General features: G+C 69.9%; 14 protein-coding genes. 3 read left to right on the top strand and 11 right to left on the bottom strand.

The features are described 5' to 3' along the window. Positions 1 to 528: 528 nt before the first annotated feature. The 3 genes from WG212_RS07440 to WG212_RS07430 form a co-directional block, all read right to left on the bottom strand. Entirely contained in the window at positions 529 to 1,866 is a 1,338-nt protein-coding gene (locus WG212_RS07440; protein WP_337186445.1) for an MFS transporter, read from the bottom strand. A 39-nt stretch (positions 1,867 to 1,905) separates the two neighbouring features. Next, positions 1,906 to 2,715, bottom strand: coding sequence for an enoyl-CoA hydratase-related protein (locus tag WG212_RS07435; protein WP_337186444.1), 810 nt, complete (start codon positions 2,713 to 2,715; stop codon positions 1,906 to 1,908). 66 nt (positions 2,716 to 2,781) lie between these two features. Next, positions 2,782 to 3,465 carry a TetR/AcrR family transcriptional regulator gene (locus tag WG212_RS07430; RefSeq protein WP_337186443.1) on the bottom strand — a complete coding sequence of 228 codons (684 nt, stop codon included), beginning with the start codon at positions 3,463 to 3,465 and terminating at the stop codon, positions 2,782 to 2,784. 310 nt (positions 3,466 to 3,775) lie between these two features. Here WG212_RS07430 and pgsA point away from each other — a divergent pair, with 310 nt between their 5' ends. Then, positions 3,776 to 4,396, top strand: coding sequence for a CDP-diacylglycerol--glycerol-3-phosphate 3-phosphatidyltransferase (gene pgsA, locus WG212_RS07425; protein WP_337186442.1), 621 nt, complete (start codon positions 3,776 to 3,778; stop codon positions 4,394 to 4,396). A 17-nt stretch (positions 4,397 to 4,413) separates the two neighbouring features. Here the strand turns inward: pgsA and WG212_RS07420 are convergent, their stop codons facing one another. From WG212_RS07420 to WG212_RS07410, 3 genes are read right to left on the bottom strand one after another with little or no spacing between them, the layout of a single operon-like run. Next, entirely contained in the window at positions 4,414 to 5,310 is an 897-nt protein-coding gene (locus WG212_RS07420) for a pirin family protein (protein WP_337186441.1), read from the bottom strand. A 29-nt stretch (positions 5,311 to 5,339) separates the two neighbouring features. After that, complete coding sequence (locus WG212_RS07415) at positions 5,340 to 6,305, bottom strand: hypothetical protein (RefSeq protein WP_337186440.1); 966 nt, start codon at positions 6,303 to 6,305, stop codon at positions 5,340 to 5,342. After that, positions 6,286 to 6,783: an Lrp/AsnC family transcriptional regulator gene (locus WG212_RS07410; RefSeq protein ID WP_293382937.1), complete on the bottom strand. Its 498-nt coding sequence runs from the start codon at positions 6,781 to 6,783 to the stop codon at positions 6,286 to 6,288. Before WG212_RS07410 ends, WG212_RS07415 begins: the two co-directional genes overlap by 20 nt. A gap of 142 nt (positions 6,784 to 6,925) precedes the next feature. Between WG212_RS07410 and WG212_RS07405 the strand changes: the two genes are divergently transcribed. Then, positions 6,926 to 10,363: an indolepyruvate ferredoxin oxidoreductase family protein gene (locus WG212_RS07405; protein ID WP_337186439.1), complete on the top strand. Its 3,438-nt coding sequence runs from the start codon at positions 6,926 to 6,928 to the stop codon at positions 10,361 to 10,363. A 389-nt stretch (positions 10,364 to 10,752) separates the two neighbouring features. On the opposite strand, the gene WG212_RS07400 is transcribed toward WG212_RS07405, so the two are convergent. From WG212_RS07400 to WG212_RS07385, 4 genes are all read right to left on the bottom strand, one after another. Beyond that, the gene (locus WG212_RS07400; protein WP_337186438.1) at positions 10,753 to 11,283 is read right to left on the bottom strand and encodes a hypothetical protein; all 531 of its coding nucleotides are present in this window, start codon (positions 11,281 to 11,283) and stop codon (positions 10,753 to 10,755) included. Between the two features lie 237 nt (positions 11,284 to 11,520). Next, on the bottom strand, positions 11,521 to 12,006 hold the full coding sequence (locus WG212_RS07395) for a YkgJ family cysteine cluster protein (protein ID WP_337186437.1): 486 nt from the start codon (positions 12,004 to 12,006) through the stop codon (positions 11,521 to 11,523). After that, on the bottom strand, positions 12,003 to 12,689 hold the full coding sequence (locus WG212_RS07390; protein WP_337186436.1) for a spermidine synthase: 687 nt from the start codon (positions 12,687 to 12,689) through the stop codon (positions 12,003 to 12,005). The genes WG212_RS07395 and WG212_RS07390 overlap by 4 nt, the downstream gene beginning before the upstream one ends. Positions 12,690 to 12,737: 48 nt before the next feature. Continuing rightward, on the bottom strand, positions 12,738 to 12,914 hold the full coding sequence (locus WG212_RS07385) for a hypothetical protein (RefSeq protein WP_337186435.1): 177 nt from the start codon (positions 12,912 to 12,914) through the stop codon (positions 12,738 to 12,740). Positions 12,915 to 13,080: 166 nt separating this feature from the next. Between WG212_RS07385 and WG212_RS07380 the strand changes: the two genes are divergently transcribed. After that, positions 13,081 to 14,289 (top strand): acyl-CoA dehydrogenase family protein, encoded by a 1,209-nt coding sequence (locus tag WG212_RS07380; RefSeq protein ID WP_337186434.1) that lies wholly within the window; start codon positions 13,081 to 13,083, stop codon positions 14,287 to 14,289. Between the two features lie 3 nt (positions 14,290 to 14,292). On the opposite strand, the gene WG212_RS07375 is transcribed toward WG212_RS07380, so the two are convergent. Continuing rightward, positions 14,293 to 15,240 (bottom strand): alpha/beta hydrolase, encoded by a 948-nt coding sequence (locus tag WG212_RS07375; protein WP_337186433.1) that lies wholly within the window; start codon positions 15,238 to 15,240, stop codon positions 14,293 to 14,295. Positions 15,241 to 15,353: the final 113 nt, after the last annotated feature.

The following is a 15,353-nucleotide window of genomic DNA, read 5'->3' as shown; positions in this document are numbered from 1 at the left end:
CACACGGATGACGCCGACGCTCCCATCCGTGTGTCTCCGTGTGCATCCGTGGACCCTGCGAAGCACGAGCCGGCCTCACCCCCCAGCCCCGACCCCTTCGCCCACTGGCCCAGGCGCATGGTCCCGGACCACCCCTTCAACGCGAGCTGACAGGGCTCTCCCGGCGACGCCGGAGCGGCGCGAACCGCCGTCTTCGGACCACGAAAACCACGAAAGGACACGAAAGGGCGTCCGGCTCCGACAGGCCGCGAAGCGGCGCCCCCGCATGGAAACAATCGCGGAAAGCCCGCGATTCCACGACCGAGCCTCCGCTCACGCGGAGCCTCAGGAGCCACGGCCCCTTTCGTGTCTTCTGTGTTTTCCGTGGTTCCAAACAGGCACAGCGCCCACAGCCCCCGGCGTCGCCCGTATAGGCAGAGCCCTCGCACGACGCGCGCCCACCAACCCGGATGAGCCCCTTCCCCTCGTCCACGGAGAGGGCGCGGCCTCGTGACCTCACCGGCGTTCCGGCGCCGGCGGACCCGCGCCTTAGCGGACGCCGGCCTTCTCCAGATCGGTCCCGAGGTTGCGGGCGGCCGCGAGGAAGCGCCAGGCGGCCGCGGCCTGGACCACCAGCAGCGCGGTCATCGCCCAGCGCAGGGAGTCCGCGCCCGCCGTCGCCTTGAAGGCGTCGCTGAGCAGGCCGATCGCCTGGGGGCCCAGCCCCATGCCGATCACCGACATGATGAGCAGCAGGAAGGCCGAGGCGGTCGAGCGCATCTGCGGGGGGACGATCGACTGGATCGTGGCGTAGGTGGGGGCGGCGAAGGCGTTGGAGAGCAGGCTCGGGATCACCAGGGCGGCCAGCGCCAGCGGGAAGCTGGGCGCGAAGAAGACGGCGGCGTTGAAGGGCACGCACAGCGCGACCGTCAGGGCCGGGAGCCAGGCGAACCAGCGGGGATCGCGTCGGCCCAGCCGGTCGGCGAGGTTGCCGAAGACGATCGTCCCGACCGCGGCGGCCAGCCCGCCCATCAGGCCCAGCGACAGGCCCAACTGCGCCGTGCCGACGCCGAACGTGCGGATGAAGAAGGTCGGCGCCCACTGGGTCACGCCATAGGCGGTGAAGGCCTGGAGCGCGGCGGCGTACGACAGGGCCCGGAACGAGGGGATGGCCCAGAGCCGGCCCAGCACGCTCAGGGTCGAGGCGGCGCCGCGGGCGGCCTCCGCCGACGCCTCTCCCGCCCCTTCCCGGGCGGGTTCGCGGACGAAGAGAAGCAGCACGACCATCAGGACCAGCCCGGGAGCGCCCGCCACGATGAAGGCCACCCGCCAGTTGAAGAGTTCGTTCACGATCCCGCCGATCGCCAGGCCGAACAGCACGCCCAGGGGCGCGCCGGCGGACAGCACCGCCAGGGCGGTGCTGCGGCGGCCGTGCGGGAACAGGTCGGCGAGGATGGAATGCGACGGCGGCGCGCTGCCCGCCTCGCCGACGGCGACGCCGATCCGGGCCAGCATGAGCTGTCCGAACGACTGCGCGAAGCCGCAGAGCGCGGTCAGGCCGCTCCACGCGAACAGCGAAAGGGCGATGATGTTCCGGCGCGAGAACCGGTCGGCGGCCCGCGCGATCGGAATGCCCATCACCGCGTAGAAGAGGGCGAAGGCCAGCCCCGAGAGCAGGCCGAGCTGGGTGTCGTTGAGGCCGAGGTCCTGCCGGATCGGCTCCATCAGGATCGAGAGGATCTGGCGGTCGGTGTAATTGACCACATTGATCAGGAAGAGGACGGCGAGCGCGCCGTAGGCGCCCTTGACCACCGTTCCCTTCACGTCGGGCGCCCTTCCCGGCGCGTCTTCCCCATGCGTCTCTGCGGACGCGTCCGAATCCGCCATGATCCCCTCCCTGGCCCGGCGGCGTCGCCGCCGTCGCCCTCAGCGTCCCGTGAAGACCGGCGCGCGCTTCTCGACGAAGGCCAGCGAGGCGGCCTTGTGGTCGTCGGTCATCATGGTGCGCACCATGTGCATCGCCTCCAGGTCCAGGAGCTCGGGGAGGGTGGCGTGGGCGGCGGCGTTGAGGTTGCGCTTCATGTAGCCGACAGCGATCGTGGGCAGGCCGGCCAGTTGCGCGGCATAGGCCGCCGCCGCCGCCGGCAGTTCGGCCGCCGGGACCGAGCGGTTGACGACGCCCAGGGCCGCCGCCTGCTGGCCGGTGATGACGTCGGCGCTGAAGTACAGCTCGCGCGCCTTGGCCGCGCCCAGCAGGTGGCTCAGGAAGTACGAGCCGCCGAAGTCCCCCGACACGCCGACCTTCGAGAACGCGGTGGTCAGCTTGGCGGTGTCGGCGCAGATCCGCAGGTCGCAGGCCAGGGCCAGCGACAGGCCCGCGCCCGCCGCCGCGCCGGGGATCACCGCCAGGGTGGGCTTGGGCATCTCATGCAGCCAGCGCACGGACTCCATGCTGGCGCGCAGGCCGGCCACCTTCTGTTCCATGCCGGGGGCCTCGGCCGCCGCGTCGCCGCTCCCGGCCGCTGCGGCGAAGCCCTTCACGTCGCCCCCGGCGCAGAAGGCGCCGCCTGCGCCCGTCAGCACGACGGCCCGCACCTTGGGGTCGGCCGCCAGCCGGGGCAGCGCCTCGGACAGACCCTGGATCATCTCGTTCGTGAGGGCGTTGCGCGCCTCGGGGCGGTTCATCGTCAGGGTGGCGACCCCGTCGGCGAAGGATTCCAGAAGATGATCGGCCACGGCGTCCTCCTATTTTTTCAGAACCAGAATTCTGATTCCTATATGGGCCGGCATGGCGCGGGTCAATCACGCCCGCGCGCGCGTATCCTCGGCGGGGGGGAGCCCGAGCGTCGCCGTCGCCATGAGCGTCAGCGACTTCAGGAAGAACGCGTTGTCGATCTCGCTGCTGATGCTGACGTTCAGCAGGCGGTGGATGACGGCGCCCTCCACGGCGCTCAGGCAGACGGTGCAGAACGGCTCCAGGTCGGGCCGGTCCACCTCCGGCGCCCGCGTCCGCAGGAAGGCGGCGAGGCGCTCGGCGGCCAGCCGCGAAGCCATCCGAAGCTCGGGCCAGTCCTCGGTGGCCTCGCCGTCCAGGCTGCGCTGGTAGAGGGCGCGGAAGAAGCCGGCGTTGCGCGTCATCGTCCGCACCGTGGCGGTCACATAGGCCCGGACCAGTTGCGACGGCGGCTCTTCGGCCCACCGCGGGAGGGCGAAGAACGCCTCGATGTTCTCACGTCCGCGAATGGCGAAGCGCCGCCGCAGCGCCCGGAACACCGAATCCTTGTCGCGGAATCTCAGGTAGAAGGCGCCGATGGAATAGCCGGCCGCCGCCGCGATCTCGGTGACATGCGCGTTGTGGTAGCCGCGGCTCGCGAAGGTGGCCTCGGCCGCCTCCAGCAGCCGTTCCTGGGCGATCCGGCTGCGCTGCTGCCGCGCGGGCGACACGCCGTCCAACTCGTCGAATTCCAGAGTCGCCGGCTTCGTCATGACCCCCAGGGGAACGGATGCAGGGAAGGCGCCGACGGGACGATCCTGATTCCCGCCAGCGGGCCGAGCATGCCGGGCGAAGACGGCAGGGTCCAGCGCCGCCGGCCTTTCGGCCGCCATGCCGTCCTGCCTTGTCGTTTGAAAGTCCTGCGGAAATCGTCGATCAACCGCGCGCTCGGACCCACGACGCGCAAGGGACAGGCGTCCGCGGGCGCATCGCTGCGCAATTGCGTGCGTTCGCAGTCCCCTGAGCGCCGCGAAGCAGCTAAGTTCGGAACCCAGCTCAAGCTTGGACGCTCACCGCCTTACGATGAAGTCTCTGCCCAACATCCTCACCGGATCGCGCCTGGTCATGGCGCTGTTCATGTTCGTGGCCTTCGCGGCGGCGGCCGGCGCCGTGCCGTACTGGTCGAACCGGCTGACGCCCGAAGCCCAGTTCGCGCTGCAGCGATGGGCGGTGTACGCCTTCGTGCTGGCGGCGGTGACCGACTTCTTCGACGGCTGGCTGGCGCGCAAGCTGAAGGCCGAGAGCGTGTGGGGCGCCATCCTCGACCCGATCGGCGACAAGGTGCTGGTCTGCGGGGCCATCCTCGGCCTGATGAGCCTGGGTCCGCAGCCGATGGTCGTGCTGCCCGCCGGCCTGATCCTGTTCCGCGAGTTCACGGTCAGCGCCCTGCGCGAAGTGGGGGCGGGCAAGGGCGTGAAGCTGCCGGTCACCCTGCTGGCGAAGTGGAAGACCACGCTCCAGCTCACCGCGCTCACCTTCGAACTGATCGTGGCCGCCTGGGGCGCCTTCAGCCTGCCGGACGGCACGCCGCTGCGCGCCGGCTTCGAGTGGGTGGCCCACGGCCTGCTGTGGGCGGCCACCCTGGTCACCCTGATCACCGGCTTCCAGTACTGGGAGCAGACCCGGAAGGCGCTCGCGGAATAGGGCCCTGGCGGACTAGGTCAGCTCATCGGATTGGCCGGAGGCGGCGGCTCGGGCAGGGGGATGAATTCCTGGTCGTCGGCGTCGGGCAGCTTCATGCGGCCGGCGCGCCAGTCGGCCTTGGCCTGCTCGATCCGCTCCTTCGACGAGGAGACGAAGTTCCACTCGATGAAGCGCGGCCCCACCGGCTCGCCGCCCAGCAGCATGACGATGGCGTCGGTTGTGGCCGTGAACAGCACCGGCTCGCCGGCCGCGAACACCGCCATCTGGCCGGCGCGCAGGACCCGGCCCGCGGCCTCCACCTCGCCCTCGGCCACATAGGCGGCTCGTTCGGGATACTCTGCCGGCAGTTCGCCCTGGCCGCCGGCCTTCAGGCGCCAGTGGCAGTAGAACATGGGCGACCGGGTCGCCACCCGGGCCTCGGCGCCCCAGCCCTTGCCCGCCACCAGCCGCGCCCACAGCTTGCCGTCCTGGGTCTCGAAGGTGGGCAGGTCGGCCGGGCCGTGGTTGGCGAAGGCGGGGTCGGTCTCCTCCAACGCGTCGGGCAGCGCGACCCAGGCCTGGATGCCGTGCATCTTGCCGCCTTGCGCCCGCAGGGTCTCGAACCGTTCGGAATGGGTGATCCCGCGCCCGGCGGTCATCCAGTTCACCTCGCCGGGATGGATCGCCTGGATCGCGCCCACGCTGTCGCGGTGGGTGATCTCGCCGTCGAAGAGGTAGGTCACGGTCGACAGCCCGATGTGCGGGTGAGGGCGCACGTCGACCTTGCGGTCGAACCCGGCCTGGAAGTCCACCGGCCCCATATGGTCGAAGAAGACGAACGGCCCCACCATCCGCCGCTTCGCATAGGGCAGGACGCGTCCGACCTCGAACCCGCCGAGGTCCTTGCGACGCTGGTCGATGACGAGTTCGATCATGGGTCGGCTCCTTCGCAGCGTGCGGGCTGTCAGGGATTGAGCGGCGCCAACCTCACGAACGCAACCGTGGCCGCGCCGGGATCGGAGCCGCTACGCACGCCCTCGGCGGTCCAGCCCGCCCACTGGCTGCGGGTGACCACGGCGAGGCCGCCGGGCGCCGCGGCGGCGAGGGCGGGATCGGGCAGGGCCTCGCCGGCCAGTACGCTCTCCACCGCCTCCAGCCGCTCGCAGTCGGCGCTGATGCGGAGGCGCAGCAGGCGATACGGCTCGCGGCCGTTGTAGGTGGCCACGACGTCCAGCGTGTCGCGCAGGCCAAGGGTGACCAGTCCATCGAGCCCGGCGATCCGGCCCCCGGCCTTCACGGGCCGGCTGGTCCCGGCGGCCAGGTCCAGGCGGTGCAGGCCGGTGCGGTAGTCGGACACGATCATGGCGTCCAGCGGGCACAGGATCATGCCCTGCGCCGAGGTCGCGCCCTCGGGCTTGCCGACCAACCGGGGCGCCGCGCCGCCGGGGGCGAGGACCCAGACGGCGCCGGTGGCGCTGTCCGAGGCATAGACCGCGCCCGCGGGATCGATCACCACGTCGCCGAAGGTCGTCGCCGGCGCGGGGGCTGGATGGCGGGCCAGGATGCGCCCGTCGGTCAGGGAGACCTCCAGCAGGCCCGTGCGCTTCTCGCCCGACCCGCCGGGCAGGCCGTCGCCCCAGGCCTCCGCGGCCCAGAGCACGCCCCGCCGCGCGTCCACGGCCAGGCCGAACAGTCCGCCGGTCACCGGATCGTGTTGCAGGAACGGCGTCAGCCGGCCGTCCTCGATGCGGAAGATGGTGCGGGCGGCCACCGCGCTCACGAACCATTGGCCGTGGTGGTGCGCGACGCCTTCGATCAGGAGGTCGCGACGTTCGTCCGTGGCCAGGACCTCGACCGCGGGTTCGGCCGCAAGCGCCGCGGTCGCAGTCAGGAACAGTGCGGCGGCGACGCTAGCCCTGGGCGCTGACATAGGGGCTGACGAGGCCCAGGGGCGCGGCCGTGGTGTTCTTGACCGAGCGGATGACGATGCGGCTCTCGATGTTCGAGACCAGCCCCAGCGACAGGATCCGGTCGCGGAGGAAGTCGTCGAAGGCGTGCATGTCGCGGGTGACGATCCGCAGCTCGTAGTCGCAGGCCCCGGTGACGGTCGCGCACTGGACAACCTCGGGCAGCTTGCCGATGGCCGTCTCGAAGGCTTCCAGGTTGTCCTTGGTCGGCAGGCTGAGCTTGACGGTGCAGTAGACCTCGAAACCCAGACCGAGACGCTCGCGGTCAAGGATGGTCACGCGGCGCTGGATGACGCCTGCATCCTCCAGCCGCTTGATGCGTCGCCAGCAGGGTGACGAGGACAGTCCCACACGGTCGGCGATCTCGGCGACGGACAGCCCGGCGTCATGCTGGATGAGATCGAGGATCTTGGCATCCACTGCGTCGAGAGCTTCAGACAACTTTTCCTCCGCCTCACGTCACGAGAGCATATCGTTCTTGCCCCGGAACCACTTCCGGGGGGCATGCTTTTGGCAAGCAATTGCGGCGCTCTTATATGATCGTGCAGGGCGTTAGGGGAGGCCCGAAAGGAAAAAAATTGCGATGCGGCACCAGGATGTGACGCTCGACGACAAATTTCTGCTCACGGACGGTCGAGTCTTCATCACCGGCGTCCAGACTCTCCTGCGCGTCCTGATGGACCAGCGCCGGCTGGACCGGGCCGCGGGCCTGAACACGGCGGGTTTCGTGTCAGGGTATCGGGGTTCGCCCCTGGGCGGGCTGGACCAGCAGGCGCATCGGGCAAGCCGGTTCCTGAAGGACGCGGAAGTCGTCTTCAAGGAGGGCCTGAACGAGGACCTGGCCGCGACCGCCGTCTGGGGCAGCCAGCAGGCGAACCTGTTCCCCGGCGCGCGGTACGACGGCGTCTTCGGCATGTGGTACGGCAAGGCGCCGGGCGTGGACCGCACCGGCGACGTCTTCAAGCACGCCAACTTCGCCGGGATCTGGCCCAAGGGCGGCGTGCTGGCGGTGGCCGGCGACGACCACAACTGCAAGTCCTCGACCCTGCCGTCGCAGTCGGAATACGCCTTCCAGGACTTCGAGATGCCGGTGCTGTCGCCGGCCGACGTGCAGGAGGTGCTGGACTACGGCCTGCTGGGCTATGCGCTGAGCCGCTTCTCGGGGCTCTGGGTGGGCATGATCGCGCTGGCCGACACCATGGACTCGGGCGCGACCATCGACGTCTCCCTCAGCCGTCATCGCTTCGCGGCGCCCGAGGGCTTCCGCCTCCCTGCCGGCGGCCTGGGCATCCGGCTCAAGGACCAGCCGCTGGACAAGGAGCGGCGGCTGCGCACCCAGAAGATCCCGGCCGCCCTGGCCTTCGCCCGCGCCAACCGGATCGACCGGGTGATGCTGGGCGCCTCGCGCCCCCGCCTGGGCATCGTCTGCCAGGGCCAGGCCTACAAGGACGTGATCGAGGCGCTCGCGGCCATGGGGCTTTCGACCGAGGCGGCCGCCCGGCTGGGCGTGGCCATCTACAAGGTCGGCATGCCCTGGCCTCTTGAACCTGTCGGGGTGCGTGCGTTTGCGGCCGGCCTCGAGACCCTGATGGTGATCGAGCACAAGCGCCCGTTGATCGAGACCCAGGCCCGCGCCGCGCTCTACGACCTGCCCGCCCACGCCCGGCCCATGATCGTGGGCAAGGCCGACGAGAAGGGCGCGCCGCTCCTCTCCGAATTGACCAGCCTGTCGGTGGCCGAGATCGCGCTGGCCATCGCCGACCGCCTGCCAGCCGGCCCGCACATGGACGGCGTCTACGACTACCTGAACCGGGTCTCGGCCGCCTCGATGGCCGCGGTCACGCTCTCCAGCGACCAGCAGCGCAAGCCCTTCTTCTGCTCGGGCTGCCCGCACAACTCCTCGACCCGCCTGCCCGAGGGCAGCCGGGCGCTGGCCGGCATCGGCTGCCACTACATGGCCAGCTTCAGCGATCCCGCCACCGACCTGAACAGCCACATGGGCGGCGAGGGCCTGTCGTGGGTGGGCGCCTCGCCCTTCACCGACGAGCCGCACGTCTTCGTCAACCTGGGCGATGGGACCTACAACCACTCGGGCTCGCTGGCGATCCGCGCCGCCGTCGCGGCCGGGGCGAACATGACCTACAAGCTGCTGTTCAATGACGCCGTCGCCATGACCGGCGGCCAGGCGGCCGAGAGCGGCTTCACCGTTCCTCAGATCACCCGCCAGCTCGCCTCGGAAGGCGTGCGGAAGGTGGTGGTCGTGGCCTCCGAGCCCGAACGCTACGCCGACGTGCGCGACCTGGCCCCCGGCGTCGAGGTCTTCCCCCGCAGCGACCTGATGAAGGTCCAGCGCCAGCTCCGCGAGACGCCCGGCGTCACCGTGCTGATCTACGACCAGGTCTGCGCCACCGAGAAGCGCCGGCGGCGCAAGCGCGGCAAGATGGCCGCCGCCCCGATGCGGGTGATGATCAATCCCCTGGTCTGCGAGGGCTGCGGCGACTGCTCGGTGAAGTCGAACTGCGTCTCGGTCGAGCCGCTGAACACCGAATTCGGCCGCAAGCGGAAGATCAACCAGTCCACCTGCAACCAGGACTATTCGTGCCTGGACGGCTTCTGCCCCTCGTTCGTCACCCTCGAAGGCGCCGAGAACGCCCACCGCGAAGCCATGCCGGCGCTGACCGCCGACTCCACCCCGTTGCCGGCGTTCGAGACGCTGTCGGGCGTGCGCAACATCGTCTTCACCGGCGTGGGCGGCACGGGCGTGACCACCGTGGCCTCTATCCTGGCCATGGCCGCCCACGTGGACGGCCGCTCGGCCTCGGTGGTCGACATGACCGGCCTGGCCCAGAAGGGCGGGGCGGTGTTCAGCCACGTGCGCATCGGCGAGACCGAGGCGACGGTGGTGGGCGGCCGCGTGCCGGCGGCCAGCGCCAACGTCCTGATCGCCTGCGACCTGCTCTCGGCGGCCGGCGCCGACGCGCTGGCGCTCTACGCCAAGGACCGGACCGTGGCGGTGGGCAACGCCGACTTCGCGCCGACGGCCGACTTCGTCACCGACCGCGACGTGCGCTTCGACGCCGACGAACAGGGCCGGCGCATCGCCGCGGCCGTGAAGACCTACGACTCCGCGCCGGCCAGCCACCTGGCCGAGACCAGCCTGGGCGACGCCATCTACGCCAACATGATCATGCTGGGCTTCGCCTGGCAGAAGGGCGTGGTCCCGGTCTCCAGCCGTGCGCTCTACCGGGCCATCCGGCTGAACGGCGTCGAGGCCGAGGCCAACCTCCAGGCCTTCGAGCTGGGCCGCAAGGCCGCCCATGATCCCTCTGCCCGGGGGCCGCGGGAGGACGACGTCCCCACGCCCGAGACCATGGGCCTGGACGAGCTGATCGCCCATCGCGCCAGGGAACTCACGGCCTACCAGGACAAGGCCTACGCCGACCGCTACCTGGCGAAGGTGGCGCAGGTTCGCGCGGCTGAAGCCCCCCTTGGGTCGAGCGAGCTGACCCGCGCCGTGGCGGTCAGCCTCTACAAGCTGATGGCCTACAAGGACGAATACGAGGTGGCGCGCCTCTACACCGATGGCCGCTTCGCCGCCTATCGCGCCGAGACCTTCGCCGGCGGCAAGGCCAAGGTCTGGCTGGCCCCCCCGCTGCTGGCCCGCAAGGGGCCGGACGGCAAGCCCGTGAAGATGGCCTTCTCCCCGTGGATGCTGGACCTGGCGTTCCCGGCGCTGGCTAAGCTGAAGGGCCTGCGCGGCGGCCCCCTGGACGTCTTCGGCCTGACCGCGGAGCGCAAGATGGAGCGCGGCCTGATCGCCGACTTCGAGCGGGACGTCGACCGCCTCCTGGCCGACCTCACGCCCGAGCGCCTGCCGCTCGCCGCCCGCATCGCCCGCGTCCCCCAGCAGATCCGCGGCTTCGGCCACGTCAAGGACGCCTCCCTGGGCCCGGCGAAGGCCGAAGCGAAGCGGCTGTGGAAACAGTGGGAGAGCGAGGTGATGGCGCTCGTGGAGACCTAGTAGTCATCCCCTCTTCTGGAAGCCAAGGCGGCGGGGGGCGAGTGGCAGCGACTGATGTGATGATCCCGTCGAGGTAAGGGGCAACACTGGGCCTGCGTCGGGACAGTGACTAGTGGTCGGGGAGGCCTTCGGTCTGTGCTCTTTGCGACGAAGCTTTAAGCGACTCCTGGCGTGCTGCGACCCTTGCAAGCTCCACCCTGAGATCATTGATGGCGGCTTCCGCGCGAACTTGGTTTTGGTAGATTCTTTCCTCAGCTTTGCTGAACATCGTCCAGCCCCCGGCGAGTACGGTAGCGGCCACTCCCACGATCCCGGCCCAAACGCGCCAATCGAGTAGCGCTGCTTCAGGATCGGGATGCTTGCGTTTAGGCATTCGCATGAGTTGGTGCCTAGGCCACTAGCGTAGCTGCGGCACCGGGGTTCGCAGCCTTTGGATTATTGAGCCACTCGAACGTCACCTCGACCGATAATCCTAGATATTGCGCTAGATTCCTGATGGCCTTCCACGCACCATTGGCGTCTTGCTGTTGGAAAGAAATGTCGGCTTCCGCAACAAATCTGTAGCCGTCCTTAGTTTTTTCTCCCGCGACGGCATTGATTCCGATTCGGTTGCAAACCTCCTCAGCAGTGCACCCTCGGCTCGCTGCCTGACGAAGTAGTGCGCGGACAGTGTTGTTCCAATAGGTATCTTCAGCGGGCAGAATTTCGTTTCCGAGCTTCACCTCGGTGACTCTCGTGAATGTTAGATTCGGTGCCGCGGAAGCTAAGTAGCGCGATAGTACCTGGATCTTTGGCGCGGTTATTGCGGGGTGCTTCGCGAGAAGCTTCCGAATCACAGCCTCCGGCGTGATGTCCACAAAAGGCTCCGCGTGAGCCCCCAGTTCCGCCAGCACCTCTTCGGAAATTTCGATCAACGGCATTCTTCGCGCCTGCATCAGAGTGAATGGCTTGTATCATACGAGTGCGCGGATATCCATCGTATCCGTACATATCCGTGCGACTTGGAAGCTGTGGCGAATAGCTCACGCTCACAGCGAGTGCAGGCCCCTGGCGGTTTAGAGGCCCCAGCTCATCAAGTTCGCCATCCGAGGTGCGATGACATCGGAGATAACCCCGGGACTGTGTAGCGCGGAGCGTTGGAGCGCCTGACGTGACCGTCAGCCTTGGCGGACCTCTACGACAATGGAACCATCGGCTCGCTCGATCACCTGGAGCGTCGCTTCTGCGCCCACCTCGCCCAGGTCCACGTCCTCGCGCGGCGCGATCAGCCATGTCCGCCGGCCGGCCACCGCCAGCACGATCCGCCCCGTGCCCCAGGTGTCGGCGGCGCGGCCCTTGAGGGCGGCGTAGATCGGGTTGCGCCGCCAGGCGAGAGGATTGGCGGGGTCGCAGCGGGCGACGAGGCGCTGGCCCCGGGCGTCCTGATCGAGGACCACCTTGGTCTGGTCGGGCCGGAAGCGGTGGGGCATCTCCGGGTCCATGAGCCAGACGCACTCGAAGACGCGGCAACCCTGGGGGCGATGCTCATAGATCCCGCAGCCGGCGCCGGGCTTCGCGTGGGCGCACGGCCGCCCCGCGGGCTTGTCCAGTTCGGCCACGGCCAGGACCCGGCAGCACATCGTGCAGGGGCCGCAGGCCTTCATCGCGACACGCCCACCCAGATCACATGGCGGGGGCCCTTGCCGGAGGGGCTGGCGCCGACCTTGTGCTCGGTCACGTCGAATCCGGCGTGGCCGAACCGGCGGGCGAAGGCGTCGTCGTGGCCGGCCGACCAGACGGCGACGACACCCCCCGGCTTCACGGCCCGCTTCAGGCTGGCCAGGCCCGCTCTGCCGTAGAGGCCGTCGTTGGCGTCGCGGTTCAGGCCGTCGGGGCCGTTGTCCACGTCCATCAGGATCAGGTCGTAGGGCGGCCGGGCCTCGGCCAGCCGGTCAGCCACGTCGCCCTGGACGATGCGGGCGCGGGGGTCGGCCAGGCTGTCGCCGTACAGCGGGGCGAGATGGCCGCCGGCCCAGGCGATCACCTCGGGGACCAGCTCGGCCACCACGACCTGGGCGTCGGCGGGCAGTCCGTCCAGCGCCGCACGGAGCGTGAATCCCATGCCCAGGCCGCCGATCAGGAGGCACGGCGCGGATGGGGTTCCCGCCTTCGCCCCGGCGAGCCGGGCCCACGCCAGCCGGAAGAGGGCGACCTCCGAGCCGTAGAGCCGGCTGTTCATCAGCTCGATCCGGCCGGACATGATCGAATAGTCCTGGCCGCGCCGCATCAGCTTCAGCTCGCCCCCGTCGGGGATCGGGGCGGTGTCGAGGTGGATCCAGGGATTCATCGCCCCAGCCTACAGCGTCAGGGTCTGTGGCGTCGTCAGGACAGATCGTCAGGCGGCGGCGGGCTCGGCCGTCCCTCGCGCCGGGCCGGGTTGCAGGCCGGCGGCGGCCGCCTTGCCCGTGGGCGGGCTGAGGGTCGACGGCGCGCGCCCGGGCGCGGCGTTTTCGGCGCCGCCGGAGACGGTCTTCAGGAAGCAGCGCTGATCCAGTGCGGCGATGGACGGCATGTGGGCTCCTCGGAGCGAGGCTATGGCTCGGTTCGCCGGCCGCGTGAAGTTAAGGTTGCGTAAGTAGGGCGCTCGCACTTGGCGCTTCTCTGCCGCCGCGTCAGCCGCCCTATCCCTTGCCCCACACGCTTCGCTTCGTAAGCTCGTGGAAACGAGGAGCCCCGCCATGGCCGACTTCGGCGCCGACATCGACCTCGAGGCCTTCCGCGAGGAGGCGCGCGCATGGCTGGAGGCCAATTTCCCGGCTTCGCTGAAGGGCAAGGGGGCGCTGGCCTCGGCCGAGGTGCGCTCGAACGAGCCCGACCTGGTGAAATGGCGCAAGGCCATGGGCGAGAAGGGCTGGGGCACGCCCACCTGGCCCACGGAGTACGGCGGCGGGGGGCTGACCTCGCAGCAGGCGCGGGTGCTGGGCCAGGAGATGAGCCGCCTCGGCGCCTTCAACCCGCTGATGTTCGGGATGGGCGTGACGATGATCGGCCCGACGATCATGGACTACGGCACAGAGGAACAGAAGAAGAAGCACATCCCGCCGATCGTGCGCGGCGAGGTGCAGTGGTGCGTCGGCTACTCCGAGCCGAACGCGGGGTCGGACCTGGCGTCGCTCCAGATGCGGGCCGAGGACAAGGGCGACCACTGGGTCTTCAACGGCCAGAAGACGTGGACCAGCGGGGCTCAGTATTCCGACTGGTGCGGGCTGCTGGCGCGGACCGACCCGTCGGCCAAGAAGCATGACGGCATCAGCTTCTTCCTGGTGGACATGCACCAGAAGGAGATCGAGACCCGCCCCATCGGCCTGATCTCGGGCGCCTCGCCGTTCTGCGAGACGTTCCTGACCGACGCCAAGGCGCCGAAGGATGCGCTGCTCGGCCAGTTGAACGTGGGCTGGACCGTGGGCAAGCGGCTGCTCCAGCACGAGCGGGCCAGCCAGACGGGCGCGGCGATGGGCGGCCGGCCGCCGAAGCCGCTGAACGAGATCGCCAAGGCCTATATCGGCCTGGACGAGACGGGCCGCCTGGCCGATTCCGACTTCCGCACCCGGCTGGCGAAGCACGAGATGGACTCCAAGGTCCACGGCCTGACGCTGGCGCGCGCGGCGGCCGAGGCCAAGGGGAACAACAGCCCCGGCAACGCGCCCTCGGTGCTGAAGAACTCGGCCACCTGGAACGCCCAGACCCGCGCCGAGCTGACCCTGGAGCTGATGGGTTCGCAGGGCCTGGGCTGGGAGGGCGACAGCTTCGACCGCGACGAGATCGAGGCGGTGCGCGCCTGGCTGTGGGGCAAGGCGATGTCGATCTACGGCGGCAGCCAGGAGATCCAGTTCAACATCGTCTCGAAGCGCATCCTGGGCCTGCCCGACACCACCCAGAGCACCTGAGGGTCACCCCGGCAGCGCCGCCAGGAACGCCCGCAGGTCGGCGGCCGAGCGGTCGGGAAGCTGCTCCATCGGCACATGGCCGCCGTCGGGATAGACGATCAGCTTCGCGCCCGCGATCGCCCCTGCCAGCCCGCGTGAGTGGGCGGCGGGGATGAGCGCGTCCTGTTCGCCCGTCATCACCAGCGTCGGCGTCCGGATGGCCGCGAAGGTCTGGGGCGTCACCTGTGGCGCCGGGGCTCGATCGCGCGTCAGGATCGCGCGGTGGCCGGGCGCCCGAGCCAGGTCGACGTAGCGGCCCACGACCGCGTCGGTGACCAGGCTCTCGTCCAGATAGGCCTGTTTCAGGCCCTTCTCCGCGAACAGGCCGGGGTCGACGTTGCGCAGCAGCGCGCGCCCCGCCGGGTTGGCCAGTAGGCGGAAGACCAGAGGCGAACCCTCGCGCGACCGCTCGGCATCGGGCCAGCCGGCCGACCCCACCAGGACCAGGCCGTCGAGCCGGTCGGGGTGGGCCAGGGCGTAGTTCCACGCCACGCCCCCGCCCATCGAATTGCCGCCGACGACGAAGCGGGTGAGCCCCAGGCGCCGGGTCAGTTCGTCGACGATCCCGACGTTGGCCGAGGTCGAGGCGACATAGTCGTTCGGCGCGCGGGTCAGGCCGTGGCCGGGCAGGTCGAGGGTGACGATCCGATATTCGTTCGATAGGCGTTCGACCCAGGGTTCCCAGGCGTGCACCGAGGCCGAGAAGCCGTGGATCAGCACAAGCGTCCGCGCCGCGTCCCGCGGGCCTTCGTCGCGATAGTGGACCCGCAGGCCGCCCGGCAGGTCAGTGTAGCGGGAGGCGGGGCTGGCGTATCGGGTTTCCAGCGTCGCGTAGGGGATGTCGCCGGCCAGGCAGCCCGACAGCCCGACTGCCGCCGCGCCCGCCAGCGCCGCCAGGCTCAACCGCCGCATCGTCGATCCTTCCCTTTCGGCGAAGGCTGCGAGGTGCGAGCGCCCGGGTCAAGGTGTGCATTCGCCTCCGGGCTTGCGCCGCGCCGGGCGGCGGCCCACGCTTCCGGCAACGA

Origin of the sequence: Phenylobacterium sp. (genome assembly GCF_037189685.1) — a bacterium.
GTDB lineage: Bacteria > Pseudomonadota > Alphaproteobacteria > Caulobacterales > Caulobacteraceae > Phenylobacterium.
This window is presented reverse-complemented; position numbering and strand designations above follow the sequence as displayed.

Bases quoted from the DNA above. Each gene is read 5' to 3' on its own strand.
- WG212_RS07440 (WP_337186445.1), bottom strand. From the start codon at position 1,866: ATGGCGGATTCGGACGCGTCCGCAGAGACGCATGGGGAAGACGCGCCG.
- WG212_RS07430 (WP_337186443.1), bottom strand. From the start codon at position 3,465: ATGACGAAGCCGGCGACTCTGGAATTCGACGAGTTGGACGGCGTGTCG.
- pgsA (WP_337186442.1), top strand. From the start codon at position 3,776: ATGAAGTCTCTGCCCAACATCCTCACCGGATCGCGCCTGGTCATGGCG.
- WG212_RS07420 (WP_337186441.1), bottom strand. From the start codon at position 5,310: ATGATCGAACTCGTCATCGACCAGCGTCGCAAGGACCTCGGCGGGTTC.
- WG212_RS07415 (WP_337186440.1), bottom strand. From the start codon at position 6,305: ATGTCAGCGCCCAGGGCTAGCGTCGCCGCCGCACTGTTCCTGACTGCG.
- WG212_RS07405 (WP_337186439.1), top strand. From the start codon at position 6,926: ATGCGGCACCAGGATGTGACGCTCGACGACAAATTTCTGCTCACGGAC.
- WG212_RS07400 (WP_337186438.1), bottom strand. From the start codon at position 11,283: ATGCCGTTGATCGAAATTTCCGAAGAGGTGCTGGCGGAACTGGGGGCT.
- WG212_RS07395 (WP_337186437.1), bottom strand. From the start codon at position 12,006: ATGAAGGCCTGCGGCCCCTGCACGATGTGCTGCCGGGTCCTGGCCGTG.
- WG212_RS07390 (WP_337186436.1), bottom strand. From the start codon at position 12,689: ATGAATCCCTGGATCCACCTCGACACCGCCCCGATCCCCGACGGGGGC.
- WG212_RS07385 (WP_337186435.1), bottom strand. From the start codon at position 12,914: ATGCCGTCCATCGCCGCACTGGATCAGCGCTGCTTCCTGAAGACCGTC.
- WG212_RS07380 (WP_337186434.1), top strand. From the start codon at position 13,081: ATGGCCGACTTCGGCGCCGACATCGACCTCGAGGCCTTCCGCGAGGAG.
- WG212_RS07375 (WP_337186433.1), bottom strand. From the start codon at position 15,240: ATGCGGCGGTTGAGCCTGGCGGCGCTGGCGGGCGCGGCGGCAGTCGGG.